The following is a 24,138-nucleotide window of genomic DNA, read 5'->3' on the forward strand; positions in this document are numbered from 1 at the left end:
CTATTTGGATGCTTCGTTGAGGCCCCAGACGACGCCAAAGGGGTCGCGCAGCTGGCCGTAGCGATCGCCCCAGAACATCAGCTCGATCGGCATGACGACTTCGGCGCCGGCAGCCACTGCGCGGTTCCACCAGGCATCGATGTCGTCGATGACGAGCTGAATCGCAAAGCCTTCGTGACCCTTGAAGGGATGGCCGTATTCCGGATAGGCATCCGACAGCATCAGCGAGCTGCCGTTGATATAGAGATGCACATGCATCGTCCGGCCCTTCTCGTCGGCCGGCACGACATAGGCCTCTTCGGCGCCGAATGCCTTCTTGTAGAATTCTGCGGCCTTGAGCGCACCGTCGACTGTCAGATAGGGCAGCAGGCCATTCTTGACCGGCGGCATCTTGGCGGGTGCGGTTTCCATCGTGCTCATGTTCTTCCTCCGTCTACTGATTTTGAAGGTCCGGCATCGAAGCCGTCCGCCTCAAGGACGTGAGGGTAGAGCGGGAGCCGACAGCTCCATAAAGAATTTTTCGTGAAGACTTGGAGGCCGGTTAGATCAGAGATCGATGATCGTGCCGCGGCCGTCGTTCCAGATGCGCATTTCGCGCTGCTGCGCCTGAGCCTTGGCGCGCACCGGAGCCGGTTTCATCTTCAGCGACAGGGCGCGGCCAACCATCAGCACGGTCAAGATGCCGCCGACGGCGAGCGTGACCGAGAAGGTAAACAGCGCAAGAGCCACGAACACGGTGACGCCTGCCAGCATGAGGAAGATGGAACGGATATTCTGCATAATTCTAGACCTCTCTTCGAAAGGAATGTGGTCCTTGATTTCCTTCTGTGCAAGGCAAGCGTGGCTTTTTGTTGTCTTGTCAGCCTTCACAAAGCTTGGCACACATTCGTGATGAGCCGAAATTCCCCCGCCCGTTCCCTTAGCCTGCGCCGCTCGGTGCTCAGCGTTCCCGCCATCAATGCCCGCGCATTGGAAAAGACCCATGTGCTCGATTGCGATGCCGTCATCTTCGATCTGGAGGATTCCGTCGCGCCGGAGAAGAAGGATGAGGCGCGGGCAAACCTGAAGGCGTTCTTCGCCGGTCCGGCGCTTGCGGGCAAGGAGAGGATCATCCGTATCAATGCCCTCTCCTCCGGCTTCGGCCTTGCCGATATGGAGCTGGTGCGGGCTCTCGAGCCGGATGCCGTGCTGCTGCCGAAAGTGGACGAGCCGCAGGATGTGATGGCGATCAGCGACATGCTTGGCGATGCCGATGCCGCGGAAACGCTGCGGATCTGGGCGATGATCGAGACGCCGCGCGGCATCCTGAATTCGGCGGCGATCGCCGAGTTCGGGCGGACAGCCGGGTCGAGGCTCGATTGCTTCGTCGTGGGCTTGAACGACCTGCGCAAGGAAACCGGCGTTCTGCCGCAGCCGGGGCGCACCTATCTGGTGCCGTGGCTGATGCAGGTGATCCTGGCCGTCAGGGCCTATGGGCTCGATGCGATCGACAGCGTCTTCAACGATTTCAAGGATGCGGATGCCTTCGAGGCGGAATGCGCCCATGCCCGCGCGATGGGTTTCGATGGCAAGATGCTGATCCATCCGGCGCAGATCGAAAGTGCCAACCGGCATTTCGGACCTGACGACGCTGCCATCCGCGAGGCCGAAGAGATTATCGCTGCCTTTGCCGATCCTGCGACTGATGGCCTCAACGTCATCAATTCAAACGGCCGGATGATCGAGCGCCTGCATCTTGTCCAGGCGGAAAGTCTGGTTCATAAATCCCGCCTCATTGCTGAACGGAAATCATGACATGAAGCTCTACCGCCTTCTGACCGGCCAGGACGATGCCGCATTCTGCCACCGCGTAACCGATGCCCTCAACAAGGGCTGGTCGCTGCAGGGCTCTCCCTCGGTGACCTTCAATGCCGAGACCAAGCAGGTCATTGCCGCCCAGGCGATCGTCAAGGACGTCGAAGGCAAGGACTACCACCCGGATATGAAGCTCTCCGAGCAGTAAGATTTACCGGTCGGCCGCCTCTTCGGCGCTCGCCTCGATACGCTCCATGTCGTCATCGCTGAGGCCAAAATGGTGGCCAATTTCGTGGATGAGGACATGGGTGATGATATCGCCGAGCGTTTCGTCGTTCTCGGCCCAGTAATCTAGGATCGGGCGGCGATAGAGGCGGATACGGTTCGGCAGCTCGCCGGTTTCCATCGTGAACCGTTCCGAAATGCCTCTGCCCTCGAAAAGGCCGAGCAGGTCGAAGGGCGTTTCCAGCGCCATGTCCTCGAAAACGTCGTCGTCCGGGAAATCTTCGATCTCGATCGTCAGATTGGCGGTAAGCGAACGGAATTCGTCTGGCAGGTGGCTGTAAGCCTCCATCGCCAGGGATTCAAATGTGCTGAGCGTCGGAGCATGGCGATCGCGCCAATCCTCGCTCTGGTCTATGCGGGCCATCAAAAACCCCTTTCTCTGCCGCCCATATAGAACCTTTGTGAAGGATTTTCGAGTGTGGAATCAATGGCAGGAATAAATTCACAACAAACGGCTGTTGACTCTTCCGGCAAGCTCTGGAATCCATAAGAACATAACAGGAACAATTCTGATCTGGAGTGAACGTCATGGCACAGACGGCCGTGACGCGCGAGCGGCTTTTTGCGCTCCGCGAAACCATTGCAAAGCTTGAAGGAAAACCGGCGCCGGCGCTTGCGGCAGCCGAACAGGAAGCGCTGGGTAAGGGAAATGCACCGCGAAAGAGGGATGAGACACCACGGTTCTGCTTTGGCATTCCGGAGCTGGACGAGGCGCTCGAAGGTGGATTGCCGCTCGATGCGCTGACGGAAATCCGCACGAAGATGTTTCTCGATGCTGGCAGCAGCAGCGGATTTGCGCTGGCGATCGCCGCAGCTTTGCAGCATCGGGCCGAGGAAAAAAATCCCGTCCTCTGGATCGCTGACAAGGTCGGCACGATCGAGGCAGGGGTGCCCTATGCCGTCGGGCTGAAGGATTTCGGATTGCGGCCGGAGCTTTTCCTGCATGCGAGCCCCAGAAAACTGGAGGATGCGCTCTGGCTTGCGGAAGCGGCGCTGGAAAGCGGCGCCTTCGTGACGACGATCCTGGAAATCCGCGGCAATCCGAAATCCTTCGGCCTTGCCGAGAGCCGGCGCTTTCACCTGCGGGCGAAATCGGCCGGTCGGTCCCTGCTGCTGCTGCGGCAATCCGGAGAGGAGGAGGCAAGCAGCGCACATTTCCGTTTTCTTGCCGAACCCGCGCCCGCGAAGGAGCGGCCCCTGCCGGATGGTTCGATGCTGGGCGGCAGTATCGGCAATCCGGTCTTTCATCTTACCCTGGAGAAGAGCCGCAATCCGGCCCCCCTCTCCCTCTTCCTGGAGTGGAACCCCCATGACCGCCAGTTTCTCCCTGTCGAACAACCAGCCGTCACTCGCTTTCCAGAACAGCGGGCAGCGCATTCTGGCGCTGTACTTTCCGCATCTTTCGACCGACAGGATCGCCCGCAAGCGGTGGGGTCTCTCGTGGCGTTCGAAAAGGCGTCCTGAGGCCGCTCCAATCGTCTGCTCTGGCCGCTCCGACAATACGATGCGGCTGACGGCGCTGGACGAGAAGGCGGAGAAACTCGGCCTCAAGAAGGGTCTCGGCGTCGCCGAAGCCCGCGCCATCCACCCGATCATCGATGTCGTGGAAGAAGATGCGGCAGCTGACAAACGCCTGCTCGAGGCCGTCGCCGACTGGTGTGACCGCTATACGCCGCTGGTCGCTCTCGATGGCAAGGACGGGCTCTTCCTCGACATAACAGGCTGCTCGCATCTCTTCGGCGGCGAGCGGGCGATGCTGAAGGATATCCTGTCTCGTCTTGCCGGCATGGGCTTCGACATCCGCGGCGCGATTTCCTCGTCACCGGGACTATCCTGGGCCGTCAGCCGTTTCGGCGAAGGCGGGGTGATTGCGGAGGACGAGGCGCAAGCGGTTCTCGAGCCCCTGCCGGTCATGGCGCTGCGGCTGGATGTATCTGTCATAGAGGCATTGCAAAAGCTCGGCCTGCGCTATGTCGGCGATCTCATGCAGGCGCCGCGCGCGCCGCTCACCCGCCGCTTTGGCGGCAGCGTTCTTTTGCGGCTCGATCAGGCATTGGGGCATGATGAAGAACCAGTCTCTCCGCGCCTGCCGGTCGCCAGCCTGTCGGCCGAGCGGCGGCTTGTTGATCCCATTGCCGCCGAAGAAGAGATTATCGCTCTTGCCAGCCAGGTCGCGCATTGCCTGAAACCTTCGTTCGAGACACAAGGCGTCGGAGGCCGGGTCTTCGAACTGGTCCTGTTCCGGGTGGATGGATGCGTTTTCCGAATTGCGGCCGGGGCGTCCCGGCCTTTGCGGGATCCGCAGCGTATTGCCGGTCTGTTTTCCGAACGCCTGACAGCAATTCATGACGATATCGATGCGGGATACGGTTTCGAAATCCTGCGGATCAATGTTCTCCGGCATGAGAACTTCCATAATGTTCAGGACGATTTCGAAGGGGACAGGCAATCACAGGTCTCGCTTGCCGTCTTCGTCGATAAGGTATCGGCCCGTCTCGGCGAGGAATGCCTGACCCGTTTTGAATTGCGCGAAAGCCATATCCCGGAGCGGGCAACCTTTGCCGTTCCGGCCATTCAAGTCCTGGACAGAGCGCCGGTGGAGGTAACGCCACCCGCGGCAAAGAGCGAGCGGCCGGCTCGCCTGCTTCCGGCGCCTGAATTGATGGAAGCGTTTGCCGCAGAGGTTCCGGATGGCGCGCCGGCACATTTTCGCTGGAGGCGCATTCGTCACCGCGTCCTGAAGAGCGAAGGGCCGGAGCGGATCGCCATGGAATGGTGGATCGATGGCGTCGGCGCCAAGGAGCGCGACTATTTCAGCGTCGAGGACGAGCAAGGATATCGTTTCTGGATCTATCGCGAAGGTCACTATGGGCCGGATACCCCGCAATGGTTCATGCATGGAATTTTCGCATGAGCCCGGCCTTCTTCGAGATCGGCGCGAAAACCAACTTCTCCTTTCTGGAGGGTGCCTCCAAGCCTGAGGAGATCGTCACCCAGGCTGCCCTTCTCGGTCTCTCCGGCATCGGGATCGCCGACAGAAATTCCGTGGCCGGCGTCGTGCGCGCCTATGCCCAGACAAAGGTCCTCCGCGGCAAGTATGAGCGAAAGCTGGCAGGCCGGCTGGAAAAGGGAGAAGAGGAAGAAGACATCCTGGATCCCGTGCCGTTTCAGCCGGGAGCGCGGCTCGTCTTCTGCGATCAGACGCCTGAAATCCTGGCCTACCCGAAAGACCGGAAAGGCTGGGGGCATCTCTGCCGTCTGCTGAGTGCCGGGAACCTGAAAGAGGGGGCGGTAAAGGGAACCTGTCTTCTGGAGGAGGCGGATCTCATGGAATGGGGCGATGACATGATGCTTGCTGTCGTGCCCGATCCCAAGCTCATCAAGGACAGCGATGGGCGTGGCGTCTTCTTGGATTGCCTCCGCCGCCTCAAGGACCGCTTCTGTTCCAATCTCTTTTTGGCATTGACCCCGGCCTATAACGGTCACGATGCGCTGACATTTGCGGCCTTTGCCAATATGGCGGCAGACATCGGTGTCCCGCTGATTGCGACCAATCAGCCGCTCTATCACGCAAGAACGCGCAGGCCGCTATCCGATGTGGTGACCTCCATTCGCGAGCATGTACCAATCCCCCGGGCTGGTTTTCTTCTCGCGCCGAATGCGGAACGCTATCTCAAGGAAGGCCGGGAAATGGTGCGGCTCTTCAGGAATTACCCGGAGGCGATCGAGAACACCGGCCATTTTTTTGCTCAGCTGAAATTCTCCCTGGACGAGATCAGTCACAACTATCCGGAGGAGAACGCGCCCGGCGAAACCGCCTATGAAACGCTCGACCGGCTAACGCGGGCCGGTGCGGTGAAGCGGTATCACCCCGGTGAAGTTCCGAAGAAGATCCAGGATCAGATCGATTATGAACTCGATCTGGTCAGGCAGAAAAACTATGCATCCTATTTCCTGACGGTTCATCGGATCGTCCAGCATGCGCGCTACGACAAGAAGATACTCTGCCAAGGGCGTGGCTCGGCAGCCAATTCCGTCATCTGCTATTGCCTTGAGATAACCGAAGTCGATCCTGCAAAAAGTACCTTGCTCTTCGACCGGTTCATTTCCATGGACCGCGATGAGCCGCCGGATATCGATGTCGACTTTGAGCATGACCGGCGCGAGGAAGTCATCCAGTTCATCTACGAGACCTACGGCATCAATCATGCCGGCCTCACGGCAGGGGTGACCACCTACCGGACGCGCTCGGCGGGGCGCGAAGTGGCCAAGGCCTTCGGTCTTTCCGAAGATATTCAGTCGGCGATCGGCAGTCTGGTCTGGGGATGGTCGGACGATAGCCTGTCCGAGCGCGAGGCACGGGCGGCGGGTCTCGACATGTTCGATCCGATGACGAGAAACGTGCTGCAATATGCGTCCGAGCTCCTCTCCTTTCCGCGGCACCTGACGCAACATGTCGGTGGCTTCGTCATCACCCGCGACCGGCTCGACGAAATCGTGCCGATCATGAAGACGGCGATGCCTGGCCGCTACATGATCGAGTGGGACAAGGATGATCTGGATAATGTCCGGATCCTGAAAGTCGATGTTCTCGCACTCGGTATGCTGACCTGTCTGCGCAAGGCTTTTGCGCTGCTCGAGGATCACTATGGGGTCCGCAAGACGCTGGCCGATCTCGGCAACAGGGAGCATGGCGAAGAGGGGCGGCCTGTCTATGCGATGATGTGCCGGGCCGATACGCTTGGCGTCTTCCAGATCGAAAGCCGGGCGCAGATGAGCATGCTGCCGCGTCTCAGGCCCGACCGGTTCTATGATCTTGTTATCGAGGTGGCGATCGTGCGCCCAGGCCCGATCCAGGGCAACATGGTGCATCCCTATCTGAAGCGGCGAGAACAGTTCAAAAGCGGCGCCAAGATCGACTACCCGAGCCCGGAACTGGAATCCGTGCTGGAGAGAACACTTGGCGTTCCGCTCTTCCAGGAACAGGCAATGCAGATCGCCATCACGGCGGCAGGCTTCAAACCGGCCGAGGCCGACAAGCTGCGGCGCGCCATGGCGACGTTCAAGCGAACGGGCACGATCGGAAATTTCGAAAGCCGTTTTATCGAGGGGATGGTCGCCAAGGAATATGACCGCGAGTTCGCCCAGCAGTGTTTCAATCAAATCAAGGGTTTCGGCGAGTACGGCTTTCCGGAAAGCCATGCGGCTTCCTTCGCGCTGCTGGTCTATGCCTCATCCTGGATGAAGGCCTATTATCCCGACGTCTTCTGTGCGGCGATGCTGAACTCGCAGCCCATGGGTTTCTATGCGCCGGCGCAGTTGGTGCGCGACGCGCGTGAGCACGGCGTCGAGATCCGCGAGGTCGATATTAACAGCTCGGATTGGGACTGCCTGCTGGAGAAGGCGGCCTTCGATAAGAGCAAGGTCGATTTCCGGCATGCCGGGATGCGCGATGTCATCCAATCAAAGCGCGCTGTTCGGCTCGGTTTCCGGCAGGTGAAGGGTCTCTCTGAAGACAGCATGCGGCGGCTCGTTGACATGCGTGGAAACGGTTATCGCTCGATCCACGACGTCTGGCTGCGCTCCGGCCTCAAGAAATCCGATATCGAAAGACTGGCCGATGCCGATGTCTTCGGGTCCATCGGGCTTACCCGGCGCGAGGCTCTATGGGCCGTGCGAGCTCTGGATGTGCAGAGCGCCGCCGAGAAGCTGCCGCTATTCGAATGTGCGGGTAAGGATGATCTGCAGATCGAGCCGGAGACACAGCTGCCGGAAATGCTGCCCGGTGAGCAGGTGATCGAGGATTATCGCTATCTTTCGCTGTCGCTAAAAGCGCACCCTGTCTCGTTCCTGCGTGAGGACTTCCGCAGGGCCGGCATAACCCGCAATGTCGATCTGCTTGAGGTCGCCAATGGCAGGCGGGTGACGATTGCCGGGCTTGTCCTGGTCCGGCAGCGGCCGGGTTCGGCCAAGGGTGTCATCTTCATGACCCTGGAGGACGAAACCGGTGTCGCCAATGCGATCGTCTGGCCGACGGTGTTCGAAAAATATCGGTCTACCGTCATGGGTGCCCGGCTGGTGAAAATCCGCGGCAAGTTGCAGAGCCAGAGCGGCGTGATCCATACGGTTGTCGAGCACATCGAGGACATGACCCCGGCGCTTGGTATTCTCCAGCAGGAGGCCCGGCGGTTCGGGGCAAGCGACCGGTCGGATGAGGCCATGCGGCCGACGGTTGATCACCGGCAGAAGAAGATCATGACAGCGCTGGAACGTGCAGGTCTGGAAAAACGCATGGCCGGAGAGAAGAGCGATAAGGAAGTGGCAGAAACCGTGAAAGTGATGCCGAGAGGGCGCAATTTCCATTGATCCCGCGAAAATGCAGCAAGATCAGATCGATAGATTTTCGCCGTGCAGGGTGCTCACCTTGATGTGAGCGTCCCGGGCATCTGGTGATGTTTTTTCATCTGGATTTTTTCTTGACACTCACCATCTTCTTTAGCAGAAAACACGATAGTGAATGTCATGTTTGGAATGATGACGTGCTGGTCTGCAGCTGCAACTACATAACCGACAAGGAAATCCGTGAGGTTATCAACAGCCTTCTCGACGAAGACTGTTGGCAGCTGATCGTTCCTGCGAAGGTCTACCATGCCATGGAGAAGCGCGGCCGTTGCTGTGGTTGCTTCCCCAACGTCGTCGACATCATCATCCAGACTACCGAAGACTATCATGCCCGTCGCCACTCGACGGAAGCCGAAATATTTGATTTCATGTCCCGCCTAAAAGAATTCCATGAGGAAAACAGGAGAGCGGACATTGAAAGGCGACAAAAAAGTCATCGAGCGGCTTAACGAGGCGCTGTTCCTCGAACTCGGTGCAGTCAACCAATACTGGGTCCACTACCGCCTTCTCGAAGATTGGGGCTACACCAAGCTTGCGAAGAAGGAACGCGCCGAATCCATCGAAGAGATGCACCACGCCGACCGTCTCGTCGCCCGCATCATCTTCCTTGAAGGCCATCCGAACCTGCAGACGCTGGCGCCACTGCGCATCGGCCAGAACGTCAAGGAAGTGCTGGAAGCTGATCTTGCCGGCGAGTATGACGCCCGCACGGCCTACAAGAAATCCCGCGATATCTGTCACGATGCCGGCGACTACGTGTCCATGAAGCTGTTCGAAGAGCTGCTGATGGACGAGGAAGGCCATATCGACTTCCTGGAAACGCAGCTCGAGCTGCTGGAGAAGATCGGCGAAGCCAAGTATGGCCAGCTGAATGCCGATCCCGCCAACGAGGCGGAAGGTCACTAGGATCAAACAAAATGGCCGCGAAAGCGGCCGTTTTCATATCCTGCTTTGGGTGCTCATCCGCCGCCGTCTTAGACCGCGTCTCTTATGGAGACATACCGCTGAGGCAATACGGCAGCGGTTTCGCCGGTAGTTTGGTCTCTGGCTCTGTGACTACCCTGCCCACAAAGCTGATCGACGATCTTGAACGTGGCGATCCGCTTGCCGTCTCAGTCCGCCGCCTTCAGCCCGGCGAGATGCGAGAACTCGGCGACAACCTGGTCGTAGACGGCGCGCTTGAATGGCACGATGAGGCCGGGCAGCTCGGCCATCGGCTTCCATTCCCAAGCGTCGAATTCGGGCTCGTGGCCACCGGGTGGCGGGTTGATGGCGATCTCGTTTTCGTTGCCTTCGAAGCGGAAGGCGAACCAGCGTTGGGTCTGGCCGCGGAACTTACCTTTCAGGCCGATGCCGATCAGCTGCGGCGGCAGGTCGTAATTGATCCAGTCGCTCGCCTCCGCGAGCAGCGAGACGGTTTTCATGCCGGTCTCTTCGTAGAGCTCGCGATAGGCAGCCTCCAGCGGGTCCTCGCCCTTGTCGATGCCGCCCTGCGGCATCTGCCAAAGCTGCGGCGAGCCATCATATTCGGAATTGCCGACCGGGATGCGGCGGCCGGCCCAAACCAGTCCTTCGCGGTTCAAGATCATCACGCCCACGCAGGGGCGGTAGGGCAGGTCTTCAGCCTTTACAGGCGCCTTGGTCATTGCATCTCCTCAGGGCTTTTGCGGGTCGTTTGCGAGTGCGGCGACTCCGACGATCTCGATGCCGCGCATCGCCGCTTCTTCGCTCCACTTGGAGATGGCGTCAATGCTCTCGTCGAAAGCCGAGGCGACGCCGATCGCCTGGCCGTTGCGCTTGGCGATCCGTTCCAGCTCGTCGAGCTTCTGCATGATGGCGTTGACGTCGAGCTGGTTGTCCAGCTGCAGGTCGGCGAAGGCATAGGGCAGCTCGGTGCCCTTGGCGACAGCCTCGGTCTTCGACTGTGCCGAGGAGCCGTCGTCGAGGAAGAGCAGCCCGCGCTTGCCGATATCGCGCATCACCGGCTCCATAGCGTCGGGGTTCGACAGGAAGCGGCCGCCGAGATAGTTCATGACGCCGGTGTAGTTGGTGATCTCGCCCATCGCCTTGTGTAGGTTCTCGATATTCTTGGCCGGCGGTTTCGAGGTCAGCAGCGTTTCAGGGCCTGGATCGTTTGCCGGATAATCGAAGGGCTCCAGCGGCACCTGCATCAGGATTTCGTGGCCGCCGCGGCGGGCCTCCTGCATCCAGCGTTGCAGGCTGTTGCCGCTGGCGGCGAAGGCAAAGGTGATCTCTTCCGGCAGTTCCTTGATGGCGCGCTGCGTACCCGTCTGGCTGAGGCCAAGGCCGCTGACGACGATGGCGATGCGCGTGCCGCGGGCGCCGGACCACGGGCGTGCGTACTGGTCCATCGGGCGGCGTCCATCAGGACCGACGATCGGCAGACGTCCGAAGGGAGAGTCTTCCAGCAGCTTGTCGTTCGGCATCGCCGCCATGCGCGGATCCTGGCCGATCTGCGTCGCGTCGACCAACGCCGGACCATTGCCGTCGCGCGGGCGCGGACTGTATTTGGTGACGACAGAGCCGTCGCCCGTCACCATCGTTTCGACATTGGCGCCTGAATGGGGATCGGAGCGTGTCATGCCGCTGGCAGGCTGCTTGTCTGGTGCGGGGGGCGTCTGGGCGGTATCCGTCGGCACGCCGGAAGAGCCTGTACCGACGACCGGCGGTGCGGGCTGCTTCTGCAGGCCGTCGTCGCGCATTGCTGTGTAAAGCGAGAAGCCGCCGATGGCGATCAGGCAAAGGCTGGCGGCGACCCGGCCGATGCGCAGGATGCCTGGCCTCCTCGGGCCAGATTTACGCTTCTGGCCAAGCGGTGCATGCAAATCCGTTCCCAATTTCCTCGCCCGCCCCAAACCGGGAAACAGTCAGAATCATCAGGCCGGATGTTACTCCGGCCTGATGCAATCTCGAAATTACTTTGCGGAAACCGCCTTTTCCGGGTTCGGCGGGAAGGCCGGATCGGTCTTCTTGCCGCGGAGCAGGTCCAGCGCATAGTTGAGCTGGACGTCGTCCTTCGGATCCGGCGGGACGTAGGCAACAGAGCCGGAGCCTTCGTCCGTCTCGCTCTGGCCCTTGATGTGGCCGCGCAGGCTGGATTCGCCCTCGGTCACCATCTTGCCCTTCAGATCGTCCGGAAGCGGCTCGTCGACCTTGATGTCAGGCGTGATGCCGGTGCCCTGGATCGAGCGGCCCGAAGGCGTGTAATAGAGCGCTGTCGTCAGGCGCAGGGCGCCGTTTTCTCCGAGCGGGATGATCGTCTGGACCGAGCCCTTGCCGAACGAGCGGGTGCCGAGCACCGTTGCGCGGCGCAGATCCTGCAGAGCGCCTGCGACGATTTCCGAAGCGGAAGCCGAGCCGCCGTTGATCAGCACGATCACCGGCTTGCCGTCGGTCAGGTCACCCGGGCCGGCGTTCCAGCGGCGGGTTTCATCCGGGTTGCGGCCGCGGGTGGAGACCACTTCGCCGCGCTCCAGCAACGCGTCGGAAACCTTGATCGCCTGGTCGAGCAAACCGCCCGGATTGAGGCGCAGGTCGAGGACGTAGCCCTTCAGCTTGTCGGCCGGAACGGTTGCCTTGATCTTGGTGATTGCCTTTTCGAGATCCGGATAGGTCTTCTCGGTGAAGGAGATGACGCGCAGGTAGCCAACATCGTCCTCGACGCGAGACTTCACGGCCTGTACGGCCACGACGTCACGGACGATCGTCAGTTCGATCGGCTTGTCGGCTCCCTTGCGGATAAGCGTCAGCTTGATCGGCGTGTTGATGGCGCCGCGCATCTTCTCAACGGCGTCTTCCAGCTTCAGGCCGCGGACCGACTGGCCGTCGATTTCGGAGATGTAGTCGCCTGCGAGAACACCGGCCTTGGCTGCCGGAGTGTCGTCAATCGGGGTGATGACCTTGACGAGCTCGTCTTCCATGGTGACTTCGATGCCGAGACCGCCGAATTCACCCTTGGTCTGGGTGCTCATGTCCTCGGCGTCCTTGGCATTCATGTAGCTCGAATGCGGGTCGAGGGAGGAAAGCATGCCGTTGATGGCATTTTCGACGAGCTTGTTCTCGTCCGGTGGCGTCACGTACTGGGCGCGCACACGTTCGAAAACATCACCGAATACCGAGAGCTCCTTGTAGGTGGATGCTCCCGCCGCCTCGGCGGGCACGCCTGCCGAATAGATGACGCTCATCGCGGTCGCACCCATCAATGCGCCGACCAGAACAAGAGAAGCCCTACGAATCATTGCGTGCCTTTCCAGTGTCTTTGGCGGTCCACCACGGCCGGGAATCGACCGGTTTACCGTCTTTTCGAAATTCAATGTAAAGCGTTGGAAGGTTTGTTTCCAGCGCCAATGCTGTCGCGCTTGCCACTCTTTTTGCGCCCATCGCCGCAAGCGGTTCACCGGCAAAAACGAACTTGCCCTGGCGGGTGCTGATGGTGTCCATCCCCGATAGAACCAGGTGGTAACCGTCGCCCGTATCAAGAATGATCATCTGGCCATAGCTGCGGAAGGCGCCGGCATAAACCACCAGTCCGTCCGCCGGTGCGGTGACCACCGATGCCGGGTTGGTCGCCAGCGTCATGCCCATGGCCTCGTGCCCGGTGCCGTCTGCATCGCCGAACTGACGCAGAATATCGCCCGCCACGGGCAGCTCCAGCTTCGCCTTCAATTCTCCGAACGGATATGCGGGCGCAATGCGGTTTTTATCGGGCACACCGCTGTCTGCCAGGGCCTTCGCCTGGGCCCTTTGTTCATCGGTCAGAAGCTTGCGATTTTCCTCTTCACGACGGGCCGCCTCGGCGGCGTCGCGCACGGAAGAGATTTCCGATTCCATCGATGCGACGAGGCCTTCGAGCGTCGTCGCCTGGCCGGCCAGCTCTTCGGAATGCTTCTTTTCGGCCTCCAGCTCGGCGGCGTTGCTGCGGCTCAGCTTGTCGTTTTCGGCGAGCAGCAGGTCCATGCGCCGCTCTTCCTCGATGCCGTTGGTCATCGTCGCCGTCAGGTCGGCGCGTTCCTTGGTGCTGGCTGCCTGCAAGGCGGCGAGATTGGTCAGGTCAGCAGCTAACTTATCGGTTTCCTTGCGCATTCCCGGCACGACAGCGCCGAGCAGAATGGCGCTGCGGACGGATGCGAGTGCGTCATCGGGGGTTACCAGAAGCGCCGGCGGCGGGTTGCGGCCCATGCGCTGCAGTGCTGCCAGCACCTCGGCGAGCAGGCCGCGGCGATCATGCAGCGAGCGGCGAATGCCGTCTTCCTTGACGCCGAGATCGGCGAGCTTCTTCTCGCTGTCGAGGATCTGCTTTTCCAGCGTCTTGCGGCGGGTAGCGGAATCGATCAGCGCCTGACGAATGGTCGTGCTGCTCTTGTCGAGATCGGCGATGCTCTTCTCAAGCTCGTTCACTTTGTCTGACGAAAGATTGATCGTCTTCGAGAGAGCATCGAGCTCGGCGCGGGTCTCGTCACGCTTCTTGGCGAGCTCTGCGGCCGGATCCGGCGGCGGTGCTTCTGCGGCTTGAGGCGTTGTCGGTGGTGCGGCAGGCGCAGGTGTGGCCTCGTCACCGCTCTGAGCGGGTGCATCCTGCGCTTTCGATGGAAGCGGCAAGAGGGAAGGCACGGCTGCCGCGGTAAGACCCGCCGCAAGAAGAGGCAAAATCAGGCTCGTTCGCTTGCGGGCGCGTCGTGTCATGCGTGTTCGGGGCAACTCTCAAAATCGCGCGGAGACTAAGCTGATTTGGCAGCTTTGACCAGAAAGATCGCAGCGGCGGAATACACGGCTGCGTGAGGCTCAGACCCGGTGGTAGGGATGGCCGGAGAGGATGGTCACGGCGCGGTAGAGCTGTTCGGCGATCAGAGTGCGGACGATCTGGTGCGGCCATGTCATCTTGCCGAGGCAGAGCGTCATGTCGGCGCGGTCGTAGAGAGCGGGATCGAGCCCGTCGGCGCCGCCGATCGCGATCGTCAGGTCGCGCTTTCCGTTGTCGCGATAGGTGCCGAGCGTGCTTGCGAAAGCCTCGCTGTCGAGGGCCTTGCCGCGCTCGTCGAGCAGGATGAGGATGCCGCCATCCGGAAGCGTCTTCAGCAGCATTGCCGCTTCCTCGCGCTTGCGGGTCTCGGCATTGGAGGCGCGGCTTTCGGCGACTTCGGCAACACGGGAAAATTCGAGGCCTACCGCCGGGCCAGCCTTGGCGAAGCGGTCGAAATAGCGGGCCGCAAGATCCTTCTCCGGGCCGGATTTGAGCCGCCCCACGGCAAAAAGGCCTATGCGCATATCATCCGCTCCTGTTCAGCGCCCTTTAAGAACGCAAAACCGGCCTACTGAGGCCGGTGTCCATTGTTTCCGGCCTTGCTGCATGCCGCATGTCAGGCGCCGGATGAAGGCCGGGTGCCTGTTAGTGGCGCGTTTCTTCGTCCATATCCGGAGCGGCCCACATCTTTTCGATGTTGTAGAACTCGCGGATTTCGGGGCGGAAAACGTGCACGATGATATCGCCGGTATCGATCAGGATCCAATCGCCACCTTCCTGTCCTTCGACACGAGCGGCACCGAAGCCGTCGTCCTTCAGGTCGGAGAGAAGGTGGTCGGCAATCGCCATGACATGGCGGTTCGATCGCCCGGAGACCACGACCATGTAGTCGCCCAGCGCAGATTTCCCAGCAATGTCGATGGTGGCGATATCTTCAGCTTTCGAGTCCTCGAGGCTGGCGAGGACGGCTTGCAGGGCGCGGGCAGCGGCATCGGCGCCACGTTCCGGGCTCTTCGGGATAACGGCGAGCGTTCTTCCCTTGGCGTGTACTGTTGTCAGTGCTTTCCCTTTCCTGGAATAACAGACATGCACATCAACTGATTTGGATCTTCCAAATCATAGTTAAGATAGGCATCAAACCATTAATCTTTCAAGACACAGGCCCGGTTTCGTCGCGCGAAGACTTGCGCTGGCGATCAACAATTATGACAGGCCGCAGTCGATGGCGGCGGTGTACAGCGGCAAAGGCCCGGCGTAAAGTGCCGCCATTGTTTTAGAAAATGCGGATTACATGCCCGAGCTCGCCAAGAACAATCTCATTCCGGTGCTCCGTATCAGCTTCCCGCACGAGGATCGCCTCGGCCGCGGCAAGATGGAGCTTCTCGAGCATATTCGCGAAACAGGATCGATTTCGGCGGCGGGCAGGGCGATGGACATGTCCTATCGCCGCGCCTGGCTGCTGGTCAGCGACATGAACCGGATGTTCAAGCAGCCGGTCGTCGAATCGCAGCGGGGTGGCCAGAAGGGTGGCGGTGCGGCGCTGACGCCGTTCGGCGAGGAGCTGCTCGCCTGCTTCCGCCGGATGGAAGCGACAGTGCGCACGACCCTTGCCAGCGAGCTCGCCTGGCTCGAAGACAACCGCAGCCCTGCCGATGGCGGACAGCGCTGATTACGGCTGCAGCGCCACCGTCTTTATGATGGCGTAGACGGGCTTGCCCGGCGCCAATGCCAGTCTCTCGACAGAGAGCGCAGTGATGCGCGACAGCACGATATCGCCACCGCAATCCACCTGGATCTCGACCGTTCCGTCGTCGGCCGGCGCCAGATCGCGGATGCTGCCTTCGAGGATGTTGAGGGCGCTGAGGCCCTCCGGCTTTTGGGTCGCGAGCATCACGTCACGGGCCGGGATCAAGATGCGCACGCGCTTGCCGGATTGGACCGCTGTTCCGGGGAGCTGCAGCTGCGCGGTTTTCAGCGCCACGGTGGCGAGCCGGTGGATGGTATCGACGCTTTCGACCGTTCCTTCCAGCAATGCGCCGGCCTCGCGCCGCCCCTCTTCCGTCGATGGCTTGCTCAAGACATCGACGGCACTGCCGATCGCGTCCACCCTGCCGTCGCGCATGACGACGACCTGACTTGCGAGGCGTGCCACTTCGGCGATGGAATGGCTGACATAGACGATCGGGATCTGCGTCTCGTCACGCAGCCGTTCGAGATAGGGCAGGATTTCGGCCTTGCGCGCGTCGTCGAGCGCGGCCAGCGGCTCATCCATCAATAGCAGGCGCGGGGACGAAAGCAGGGCCCGGCCGATGGCAACGCGCTGTCTTTCGCCGCCGGAAAGTTTGGCCGGGCTGCGGCCAAGAAGTGGTTCGATGCCGAGCATGTCGATGACCCGGTCGAAATCGCTGGCCCCGCCCGTCTTCGGTGCGAACCATCGGCCGTAGGTCAGGTTGCTACGGACGCTCAGATGCGGAAAGAGCCGCGCTTCCTGGAAGACGTAGCCGAAGCGGCGGCGATGGCGGGGGACGAAGATGCCTTTCGCGGTATCCGTCAGCGGCTCGCCGTCGAGCAGAACCCTGCCCTCTTCGGGCCGGGTCAATCCGGCGATGATGCGGATCATCGAGGTCTTGCCCGAGCCGGAGCGGCCGAACAAGGCGGTGACGCCACTTTCGGACGTAAAGGCGCCGTCGAGGCGAAAGGACCCGAGGCGATGTCTGGCTTCGACGGTCAGCGTCATTCCGGATCGATCCTCCGGCCGGCAAGATAGGCCATGAATTCGGAGGCCAGCAGGGCTGCCATCGAAATGACGACTGCGACCATCGTCAGCCTGAAGGCGCCGGCATCGCCACCCGGTACCTGGGTGAATGTGTAGATCGCGGCAGACAGCGTCTGCGTCTCGCCCGGAATGTTGGAGACGAAGGTGATGGTCGCGCCGAATTCGCCCATCGCTTTTGCGAAGGAGAGGATCATGCCGGCGATGATGCCCGGAAGCGTCAGCGGCAGGGTGACGGTGAGGAAGACCCAGAGGGGGCTGGCGCCCAGCGTTCCCGCGGCTTCCTCGAGCTTGCGGTCGACGGCCTCGATCGACAGGCGGATGCTGCGGACCATCAGCGGAAAGCCCATGACGGCACAGGCAAGCGCCGCGCCCGTCCAGCGGAAGGAGAAGACGATGCCGAGATACTGGTCAAGCAGGCTGCCGATTGGCCCGCGGCGGCCAAACAGGATGAGCAGAAGGAAGCCGGTGACGACAGGGGGAAGAATAAGCGGCAAATGGATGATGCCGTTCAGCAGCGACTTGCCATAGAAGCGTCCGCGAGCGAGCAGCAGGGCGGCGCCAATGCCGAATGGCAGGCTTGCCACCATCGCCACGGCGGAGACGCGAAGGCTCAGCATGATGGCGGTCCACTCTTCGGCGCTGAGGCCAAGGGCATCCAAGATCGCTGTTCTCCAAAAAGATAGAAGGCTCGCTGATGTGCGAGCCTTCACGCTAAGCTGCAGAATGAAATTCCGCAATCATTTCAGTTCGATCACTTCAGGATCGTGAAGCCTTGCGCCGTGAAGAACGGAGCTGCTTTGTCGGACTTCAGGAAATCGAGATAGGCAGTCGCATCGGCATTCTTGCTCTCTGCGAGAAGCGCGACCGGGTAGATGATCGGCGGATGAGAATCGGCCGGGAAGGTGCCGACGATCGCGACGCCCTTATCGGCGGCTGCGTCGGTCTGGTAGACGATGCCGTAAGGCGCTTCGCCGCGGGAAACGAGGGCCAGCGCGGCGCGGACGCTTTCGGCAAAGGCTGCCTTCGGCTCCACGGCCTTCCAGATGCCGAGCTTGTCGAGCGCGGTCTGGCCATATTTGCCTGCCGGGACCGACTTCGGCTCGCCCATGGCAAGCTTGCCGTCGCCGATCAGGCCGGCGAGATCGAAGCCCTGCTTGATGTCGACAGGCTTGGCCTTGTCCTTGGCGGCAACCAGAACCAGGCGGTTGCCGAGCAGGTTGGAGCGCGTGTCGTCCTTGATCAGCTTCTTGCCGGCGACATAGTCCATCCAGTTGAGGTCGGCGGAGATGAAGACATCAGCCGGTGCGGCATTCTCGATCTGCTTTGCCAGCGCGCCACTTGCTGCGTAGGAAACGACGGCGTCCTTGCCGCTCTCCTTTGCCCAGGCCGCATTGGCGGCGTCGAGAGCATCCTTGAGGCTGGCTGCGGCGAAAACGGTGACCTTCTCGGCGGCTGCGGCCGGCTGCGGTAGGGTGCCGAGGCCGATAAAGCCTGCCGAAATCGCGGCAATAGCCAGTTTCATCCAATGGCGGCGGTTTTGCATGTCATTCACTCCCCAGTTCGAAATATCGAAGGGAATATATCGATCTGCTGCTGCTTTGCTAGCGATATATTTGGCAGGACATATTGCGGAAGAGCTATAGATTATGTGCCCAAGTATTGCCACAAATGACGAAGCAACCGCGACATTTTTCTCGCGATGATTGTATCTATTCTGCCGGAATCCCTTGGAGAACAAAGTAAAATAGAGTCATCTGCGGGTTGATCTTGCCGAAACTGTTTTATCTGCTGTTTAATGACGGTAGAAATATGCAGGAATCGCTATGGAATTAACAGGCATAGAGGATCAACAGTTTTGATGAACTCGACGACACGGAAATTCATCTTTCATGACTTGCAGACGATCGAGGGATACATTGATCCCCCGGATGCACTGGTGTTCCTCTCGTTGTTGCAAAGTCAAAATAGCAAGAGCCTTGCCGGCGGCATTGCCGAGATCGGCGTGTTCTACGGGCGCTCATATTACCTCTTCCGTAAAATCTGCGGTCCGGAGCAGAAGGTCGTGGCGATCGATCTCTTCGACCTCGGCCAGACCGATGACGGCGCCTCGCCGCAATATGGCCGTTTCCTAGATAGTGGTCGGCGTCTTGGACTTGCTGTCGATGAGGAGTTGGTCATCAAGGGCGATAGCACCCGGCTTTCGGCCGACGAGATCAGGGCCAAGGCGGGCGAAATCCGATTCTTTAGCATCGATGGCGGGCATATGCTGCCGCATGTCGTGGCCGACAGCCAGTTGGCGAAAGATTGCCTGGCGCCGCATGGCGTGATCGCGTTCGACGACACCTTCAATCCGGCGTGGCCGGAGGTCACAGTCGGGGTCGCCGACTTTCTGCGCGAGAATGGCTCGGAGTTCTCGGCCTTCTGCATGACGAAGTACAAGACCTATGTCTGCCGCCGCGACCACCATCAGCTCTATTACGATGTCATCGCCAAGGCGCCGGACCTGACTGCCTTCGACCATGTCGAAACGGAATTCCTGGGGTCCAAAGTTGCAAGGCTCCACAATCCAATCAGCAGGCGAATGGTCTATGAATTGATGATCCGGTCAGGAATGAGCGCCTTTTCGGAACGAGTCTACCGATAGCCCGTTCGGATTGCCGCAAAAAGCAGCATCATCATGCGAAGTATTTAGCCCAGCTTTGCGCATGATGCATTGCTGCAATGCGATATGTGATCTTCACGTTTCGATCGATTATGGTAAAACATGCTTATCGAAACGGCCACTCCTCCTCCCAGGCCGTTCGATATGGATCGGCAACACTCCTCCTCCCAGTTGTCGATCAAGTTTATGAAGCCCGACGGATCCTCCCCCGTCGGGCTTTTCATTTCTCCACACTTCCAGAATTCGTTTATTCGGCAGCCTTGCGGATTGCTGTCGAGCTCAAGGCAGAGCGCGGTCCGTGGATGAAGGTCCAAGCGGGCGCCGGCTTCTTCCAGAGCGCCCTTGCGTCATCCTCATCGATACGCGCAAAGGCGAAGGTCTTGGCCATTTTCGAAGAGAGATAGGAGAGCGTCGAGCCGGGCCGGTCGATCACGGCGATCGGGAAGGTTCGGGCGATATCCTGCCACTTCTGCCATTTGTGGAAGGTTTCCAAGCTGTCGGCGCCCATGATCCAGACGAAATGGACATGCGGATTGCGCGCCTTGACCCGTGCCAGCGTATTGGCCGTGTAGCTGATGCCGATCGACTGCTCGAAGGCCGTCACCTTGATATGCGGATCGGTGGCGATTGCCTCGCTGAGCGCGATGCGCTCGGCGAGCGGCGCCAGATGATTGCGGCTCTTCAGCGGATTGCCGGGTGTCACCATCCACCAGAGTTGATCGAGACCCAGGCGGCGGATAGCGATCTCGGCCACCAGTGCGTGGCCCTGGTGCGGCGGGTTGAACGACCCGCCGAAAAGACCGACGACCATGCCGCGCTCGGTGTGCGGCATGCGAAGATAGCGCCGGTCGATCTCTTCTGGGATCACGTCAGGGCCGCGTCTGTCCGGTACCGCGAACGCGGTATTTGAAGGAGGTGAGCTGTTCGACGCCGACTGGGCCGCGGGCATGCATCTTGCCGGTGGCGATGCCGATTTCCGCCCCCATGCCGAACTCACCGCCATCGGCGAATTGGGTCGAGGCGTTATGCAGCAGGATGGCCGAGTCGATCTCGGTGAAGAAGCGCTCGACGACGGCAGGATCCTCGGCGATCACGGCTTCGGTGTGGTTCGACGAATAGGTCTGGATGTGCTTGATCGCGCCCGAGATACCATCGACGAGTGCAACCGAAATGACGGCATCGAGATACTCCGTCGACCAGTCTTCCTCGGTCGCAGGCTTGATGCCCGGAGCGGCCTTGAGGACATCGGCAGAGCCACGGATTTCGCAGCCGGCGGCCGCAAGTCCATCGAGAAGCGGTTTCATATGCGTTTCAGCGACGGCGCGGTCGACCAGCAGCGTCTCGACAGCGCCGCAGACGCCGGTGCGGCGCATCTTGGCGTTGACAATGATGTCCTTGGCCATGCCGAGATCGGCAGACTTGTCGACATAGATATGGCAGAGGCCTTCGAGATGGGCGAAGACCGGGACGCGGGCTTCGTTCTGTACGCGGGCGACAAGGCTCTTGCCGCCACGCGGCACGATGACGTCGATTGCGCCTTCGAGGCCGCGCAGCATGGCACCGACCGCCGCACGGTCGGTCACCGGAACCAGCTGGATCGCATGCTCGGGCAGACCGGCTTCCTTCAAGCCCTCGACCAGGCAGGCATGGATCGCCTGCGAGGAACGGCGCGAATCCGAGCCGCAGCGCAGGATTACCGCATTGCCGGCCTTCAGGCACAGCGCGCCGGCATCTGCCGTCACGTTCGGGCGGCTTTCGAAGATAACGCCGATGACGCCGAGCGGCGTGCGGGTGCGCTGGATCTTCAGGCCATTCGGCCGGTCCCAGGCGGCGATGACTTCGCCGACCGGATCCTTGAGTTCGGCAATCGTGCGGATGCCCTCGGCCATTTCGGCGACGCGCTTGTCGTTCAGCGTCAGGCGGTCGACGAAGGAAGCCAGCAGGCTGCCACCTTCGACATCCTTCAGGTCCTTGGCGTTTTCGGCGAGGATATGGGCCTTGTTGCGCAGGATCGCATCGGCCATGGCGTTCAGCGCCTTGTTCTTGCTTTCGGTGGAGGCAAAGCCCAACGGTCGTGCTGCAGCCTTTGCCTTGCGGCCGATGTCGTTCATCAGCACATCAATGTCAGGGCCCTGCACAACGGTATCAAGCATAGCTTGCGTCCTTCCTCTGCCTTTCCGATTTCGAACTTATCTGCGCCGTCATCACCATGTCGTCACGGTGGATCATCGCGGCACGGCCGGGATAACCGAGAATCTTCTCGATCTCCGCAGATTTGCGGCCGGCGATCTGGCGGGCCTCGTCGGCGTCGTAGCTCGCAAGACCACGGGCAATCTCGCGGCCCGAGGGGCCGATGATCGCAACCGTGTCGCCGCGGCTGAAGACGCCGTTGATCTTGCGCACGCCTGCGGGAAGCAGGCTCTTGCCGGCGCCGAGCGCCGTCATCGCGCCCTCGTCGATATGGAGCTCGCCGGCTGGCTGCAGCTGACCGGCAATCCAGGTCTTGCGGGCGGTCACGGGCGTTCCAGACGGTGCAAACCAGGAAGAGCGGGCGCCATTGGCGATGGCCGATAGCGGGCTATCCGTCTTGCCGGAAGCAATGATCATGGCGCAGCCGGAGGTCGTCGCAATCTTGCCGGCGTCGATCTTGGTGCGCATGCCCCCGCGCGACAGCTCGGAGGCGGCGCCACCGGCCATGGCTTCGATCTCGGGTGTGATTTCGGCGATCGTCTCAAGGAATTTCGCATCCGGGTCGAGATGCGGCGGGGCGGTATAGAGGCCGTCGATATCCGAGAGCAGGATCAGCAGGTCGGCGCCGGTCATTGTCGCGACGCGTGCGGCCAGGCGATCATTGTCGCCATAGCGGATTTCGCTGGTGGCAACCGTGTCATTTTCGTTGATGATCGGCACGGCGCCGATCTTCAAGAGCTGGTTGATGGTGGCGCGGGCGTTGAGATAGCGGCGGCGCTCTTCGGTATCGCCGAGTGTCAGCAGGATCTGCCCGGCGACGATTTCGTCGCGCGACAGGCTTTCCGACCAGGCGCGCGCCAGCGAAATCTGGCCGACGGCGGCGGCAGCCTGGCTTTCTTCCAGCTTCAGGGCGCCGGAGGGAAGATCGAGAACCGAGCGGCCGAGGGCGATAGCACCGGAGGAAACCACGAGAACATCGGCGCCCTTGGCCTTCAGCGCTGCGATGTCGGCGCACATGGCATCGAGCCAAGCCTTCTTCAGGCCCGTCTTGCGATCGACGAGCAGTGCAGAGCCGATCTTGATGACGATGCGGCGATAGCGGTCGAGCGGCTTACGCGTTGTCATCCACTTCGCCTTCTTCATCGGATGCCATATCGCGGTGACGAAGCTTCGGCGTCTTGGCGATCTTTTCAGACGAGCCGGCATTGGCCTCGGTGATGATCTCGCGCAAAGCACGCAGCACCTCGGTCATGCCCTTGCCGGTCGCTGCCGAAATCTGGAACGGGGTGCGGCCGCAGGCCTTGGCAAGTTCCTTGGTCTTCTTCTTCAGCGTTTCGTCGTCAAGCACGTCGATCTGCGACAGCGCGACGATCTCGACCTTTTCGCCGAGTTCCTCACCATAGGCTTCGAGCTCGTGGCGGACGGTCTTGTAGGCTTTGCCGACCTTCTCTTCCTGCGCGGAAACAAGATGCAGAAGAACGCGAGTGCGCTCGACATGGCCGAGGAAGCGGTCACCGATGCCGACGCCTTCGTGGGCGCCCTCGATAAGGCCCGGGATATCGGCGAGAATGAATTCCTGGCCGTCCACGGTCGCAACGCCGAGGTTCGGATGCAGCGTGGTGAAGGGATAGTTGGCGATCTTCGGGCGGGCGCGGGTGACCGAGGCCAGGAAGGTGGACTTGCCGGCATTCGGCATACCGACGAGACCGGCGTCAGCAATCAGCTTCAGCCGCATCCAGATGGTCTTTTCCTCGCCCTCAAGGCCGGGATTGGCCCAATCGGGCGCCTGGTTGGTCGAAGACTTGAAATGCGCATTGCCGAAGCCGCCGTTGCCGCCGGCTGCGATGCGGAAGCGCTGACCTTCCTCGGTGAGATCGCAGATCAGTGTTTCGCGGTCTTCTTCGAAAATCTGCGTGCCGACCGGCACCTTGAGCGTGACGTCGCCGCCATTGGCGCCGGTCCGGTTGCGGCCCATGCCGTGCGTGCCGATCTGCGCCTTGAAGTGCTGCTGATAGCGGAAGTCGATCAGGGTATTGAGCCCGTTGACCGCTTCGGCCCAGACATCGCCACCGCGTCCGCCATCGCCGCCATCGGGGCCGCCGAACTCAATGAACTTCTCGCGCCGGAACGAGACGCTGCCCGCGCCACCGTCTCCAGACTTGATATAGACCTTTGCTTCGTCGAGAAATTTCATTTTACTTCCAGTACCGGTGGCTATTAACGCGCCCCATTCGCCGCTTTCGATATAGGCGGTTCATGCGGAGGTCA

At 60.9% G+C, this 24,138-nt stretch carries 25 protein-coding genes; 9 read left to right on the forward strand and 16 right to left on the reverse strand.

Annotated features, from left to right (window positions below; translation table 11 throughout):
* Nucleotides 1-420 (reverse strand): glyoxalase/bleomycin resistance/extradiol dioxygenase family protein, encoded by a 420-nt coding sequence (locus tag F2982_RS09635; protein ID WP_112718123.1) that lies wholly within the window; start codon nt 418-420, stop codon nt 1-3.
* A gap of 126 nt (nt 421-546) precedes the next feature.
* Nucleotides 547-780 (reverse strand): hypothetical protein, encoded by a 234-nt coding sequence (locus F2982_RS09640; RefSeq protein WP_130283021.1) that lies wholly within the window; start codon nt 778-780, stop codon nt 547-549.
* Between the two features lie 111 nt (nt 781-891).
* Between F2982_RS09640 and F2982_RS09645 the strand changes: the two genes are divergently transcribed.
* Both F2982_RS09645 and F2982_RS09650 read left to right on the forward strand, forming a co-directional pair.
* On the forward strand, nt 892-1,794 hold the full coding sequence (locus F2982_RS09645; protein ID WP_203429927.1) for a CoA ester lyase: 903 nt from the start codon (nt 892-894) through the stop codon (nt 1,792-1,794).
* Between the two features lies 1 nt (nt 1,795).
* Nucleotides 1,796-2,002: a DUF1737 domain-containing protein gene (locus F2982_RS09650; RefSeq protein WP_112517868.1), complete on the forward strand. Its 207-nt coding sequence runs from the start codon at nt 1,796-1,798 to the stop codon at nt 2,000-2,002.
* 3 nt (nt 2,003-2,005) lie between these two features.
* Here F2982_RS09650 and F2982_RS09655 read toward each other — a convergent pair whose 3' ends face one another.
* Nucleotides 2,006-2,443 (reverse strand): metallopeptidase family protein, encoded by a 438-nt coding sequence (locus F2982_RS09655; protein WP_112718129.1) that lies wholly within the window; start codon nt 2,441-2,443, stop codon nt 2,006-2,008.
* A gap of 164 nt (nt 2,444-2,607) precedes the next feature.
* On the opposite strand from F2982_RS09655, the gene F2982_RS31510 reads away from it, so the two are divergent.
* From F2982_RS31510 to bfr, 5 genes are all read left to right on the forward strand, one after another.
* A complete protein-coding gene (locus F2982_RS31510) occupies nt 2,608-3,543 on the forward strand; it encodes a hypothetical protein (RefSeq protein ID WP_246777532.1) in 936 nt (311 codons plus the stop codon).
* Nucleotides 3,544-3,583: 40 nt separating this feature from the next.
* Entirely contained in the window at nt 3,584-4,993 is a 1,410-nt protein-coding gene (locus F2982_RS09660; protein ID WP_246777550.1) for a DNA polymerase Y family protein, read from the forward strand.
* Nucleotides 4,990-8,445, forward strand: a complete 3,456-nt coding sequence (locus F2982_RS09665; RefSeq protein WP_203429929.1) for an error-prone DNA polymerase — start codon at nt 4,990-4,992, stop codon at nt 8,443-8,445. Before F2982_RS09660 ends, F2982_RS09665 begins: the two co-directional genes overlap by 4 nt.
* Before the next feature lie 86 nt (nt 8,446-8,531).
* Nucleotides 8,532-8,930, forward strand: coding sequence for a (2Fe-2S)-binding protein (locus F2982_RS09670; protein ID WP_112718135.1), 399 nt, complete (start codon nt 8,532-8,534; stop codon nt 8,928-8,930).
* Nucleotides 8,896-9,387: a bacterioferritin gene (bfr, locus tag F2982_RS09675; protein ID WP_130283029.1), complete on the forward strand. Its 492-nt coding sequence runs from the start codon at nt 8,896-8,898 to the stop codon at nt 9,385-9,387. Before F2982_RS09670 ends, bfr begins: the two co-directional genes overlap by 35 nt.
* A 206-nt stretch (nt 9,388-9,593) precedes the next feature.
* On the opposite strand, the gene F2982_RS09680 is transcribed toward bfr, so the two are convergent.
* From F2982_RS09680 to rsfS, 6 genes are all read right to left on the reverse strand, one after another.
* A complete protein-coding gene (locus tag F2982_RS09680) occupies nt 9,594-10,127 on the reverse strand; it encodes an RNA pyrophosphohydrolase (RefSeq protein ID WP_130283031.1) in 534 nt (177 codons plus the stop codon).
* A 9-nt stretch (nt 10,128-10,136) separates the two neighbouring features.
* Entirely contained in the window at nt 10,137-11,339 is a 1,203-nt protein-coding gene (locus F2982_RS09685; RefSeq protein ID WP_130283033.1) for a divergent polysaccharide deacetylase family protein, read from the reverse strand.
* A 78-nt stretch (nt 11,340-11,417) separates the two neighbouring features.
* On the reverse strand, nt 11,418-12,740 hold the full coding sequence (locus F2982_RS09690; protein ID WP_112718143.1) for a S41 family peptidase: 1,323 nt from the start codon (nt 12,738-12,740) through the stop codon (nt 11,418-11,420).
* On the reverse strand, nt 12,730-14,184 hold the full coding sequence (locus F2982_RS09695; RefSeq protein ID WP_203429930.1) for a murein hydrolase activator EnvC: 1,455 nt from the start codon (nt 14,182-14,184) through the stop codon (nt 12,730-12,732). The genes F2982_RS09690 and F2982_RS09695 overlap by 11 nt, the downstream gene beginning before the upstream one ends.
* A gap of 99 nt (nt 14,185-14,283) precedes the next feature.
* Nucleotides 14,284-14,766: a 23S rRNA (pseudouridine(1915)-N(3))-methyltransferase RlmH gene (gene rlmH, locus F2982_RS09700; protein ID WP_130283035.1), complete on the reverse strand. Its 483-nt coding sequence runs from the start codon at nt 14,764-14,766 to the stop codon at nt 14,284-14,286.
* A gap of 121 nt (nt 14,767-14,887) precedes the next feature.
* The gene (gene rsfS / locus F2982_RS09705) at nt 14,888-15,334 is read right to left on the reverse strand and encodes a ribosome silencing factor (protein ID WP_112718147.1); all 447 of its coding nucleotides are present in this window, start codon (nt 15,332-15,334) and stop codon (nt 14,888-14,890) included.
* Nucleotides 15,335-15,533: 199 nt separating this feature from the next.
* On the opposite strand from rsfS, the gene F2982_RS09710 reads away from it, so the two are divergent.
* Entirely contained in the window at nt 15,534-15,911 is a 378-nt protein-coding gene (locus F2982_RS09710; protein WP_130283037.1) for a winged helix-turn-helix domain-containing protein, read from the forward strand.
* Here the strand turns inward: F2982_RS09710 and modC are convergent, their stop codons facing one another.
* The 3 genes from modC to modA all read right to left on the reverse strand — a co-directional run bounded on the left by modC (nt 15,912) and on the right by modA (nt 18,561).
* The gene (modC, locus tag F2982_RS09715; protein ID WP_203429931.1) at nt 15,912-16,979 is read right to left on the reverse strand and encodes a molybdenum ABC transporter ATP-binding protein; all 1,068 of its coding nucleotides are present in this window, start codon (nt 16,977-16,979) and stop codon (nt 15,912-15,914) included.
* On the reverse strand, nt 16,976-17,677 hold the full coding sequence (gene modB / locus F2982_RS09720; protein ID WP_203429932.1) for a molybdate ABC transporter permease subunit: 702 nt from the start codon (nt 17,675-17,677) through the stop codon (nt 16,976-16,978). Before modB ends, modC begins: the two co-directional genes overlap by 4 nt.
* Nucleotides 17,678-17,769: 92 nt before the next feature.
* Nucleotides 17,770-18,561 carry a molybdate ABC transporter substrate-binding protein gene (gene modA / locus F2982_RS09725; protein WP_203429933.1) on the reverse strand — a complete coding sequence of 264 codons (792 nt, stop codon included), beginning with the start codon at nt 18,559-18,561 and terminating at the stop codon, nt 17,770-17,772.
* 315 nt (nt 18,562-18,876) lie between these two features.
* Here modA and F2982_RS09730 point away from each other — a divergent pair, with 315 nt between their 5' ends.
* Nucleotides 18,877-19,662 carry a class I SAM-dependent methyltransferase gene (locus tag F2982_RS09730; protein ID WP_130283045.1) on the forward strand — a complete coding sequence of 262 codons (786 nt, stop codon included), beginning with the start codon at nt 18,877-18,879 and terminating at the stop codon, nt 19,660-19,662.
* Nucleotides 19,663-19,927: 265 nt separating this feature from the next.
* On the opposite strand, the gene F2982_RS09735 is transcribed toward F2982_RS09730, so the two are convergent.
* From F2982_RS09735 to obgE, 4 genes are read right to left on the reverse strand one after another with little or no spacing between them, the layout of a single operon-like run.
* Nucleotides 19,928-20,512 (reverse strand): nicotinate-nucleotide adenylyltransferase, encoded by a 585-nt coding sequence (locus tag F2982_RS09735; RefSeq protein WP_210341129.1) that lies wholly within the window; start codon nt 20,510-20,512, stop codon nt 19,928-19,930.
* Nucleotides 20,513-20,549: 37 nt separating this feature from the next.
* The gene (locus tag F2982_RS09740) at nt 20,550-21,833 is read right to left on the reverse strand and encodes a glutamate-5-semialdehyde dehydrogenase (protein ID WP_203429935.1); all 1,284 of its coding nucleotides are present in this window, start codon (nt 21,831-21,833) and stop codon (nt 20,550-20,552) included.
* On the reverse strand, nt 21,826-22,995 hold the full coding sequence (proB, locus tag F2982_RS09745) for a glutamate 5-kinase (RefSeq protein WP_203429936.1): 1,170 nt from the start codon (nt 22,993-22,995) through the stop codon (nt 21,826-21,828). The genes F2982_RS09740 and proB overlap by 8 nt, the downstream gene beginning before the upstream one ends.
* Nucleotides 22,982-24,064: a GTPase ObgE gene (obgE, locus tag F2982_RS09750; RefSeq protein ID WP_112718165.1), complete on the reverse strand. Its 1,083-nt coding sequence runs from the start codon at nt 24,062-24,064 to the stop codon at nt 22,982-22,984. Before obgE ends, proB begins: the two co-directional genes overlap by 14 nt.
* Between the last annotated feature and the right edge of the window lie 74 nt (nt 24,065-24,138).

The organism is Rhizobium sp. BG4, from assembly GCF_016864575.1.
Taxonomy (GTDB): domain Bacteria; phylum Pseudomonadota; class Alphaproteobacteria; order Rhizobiales; family Rhizobiaceae; genus Rhizobium.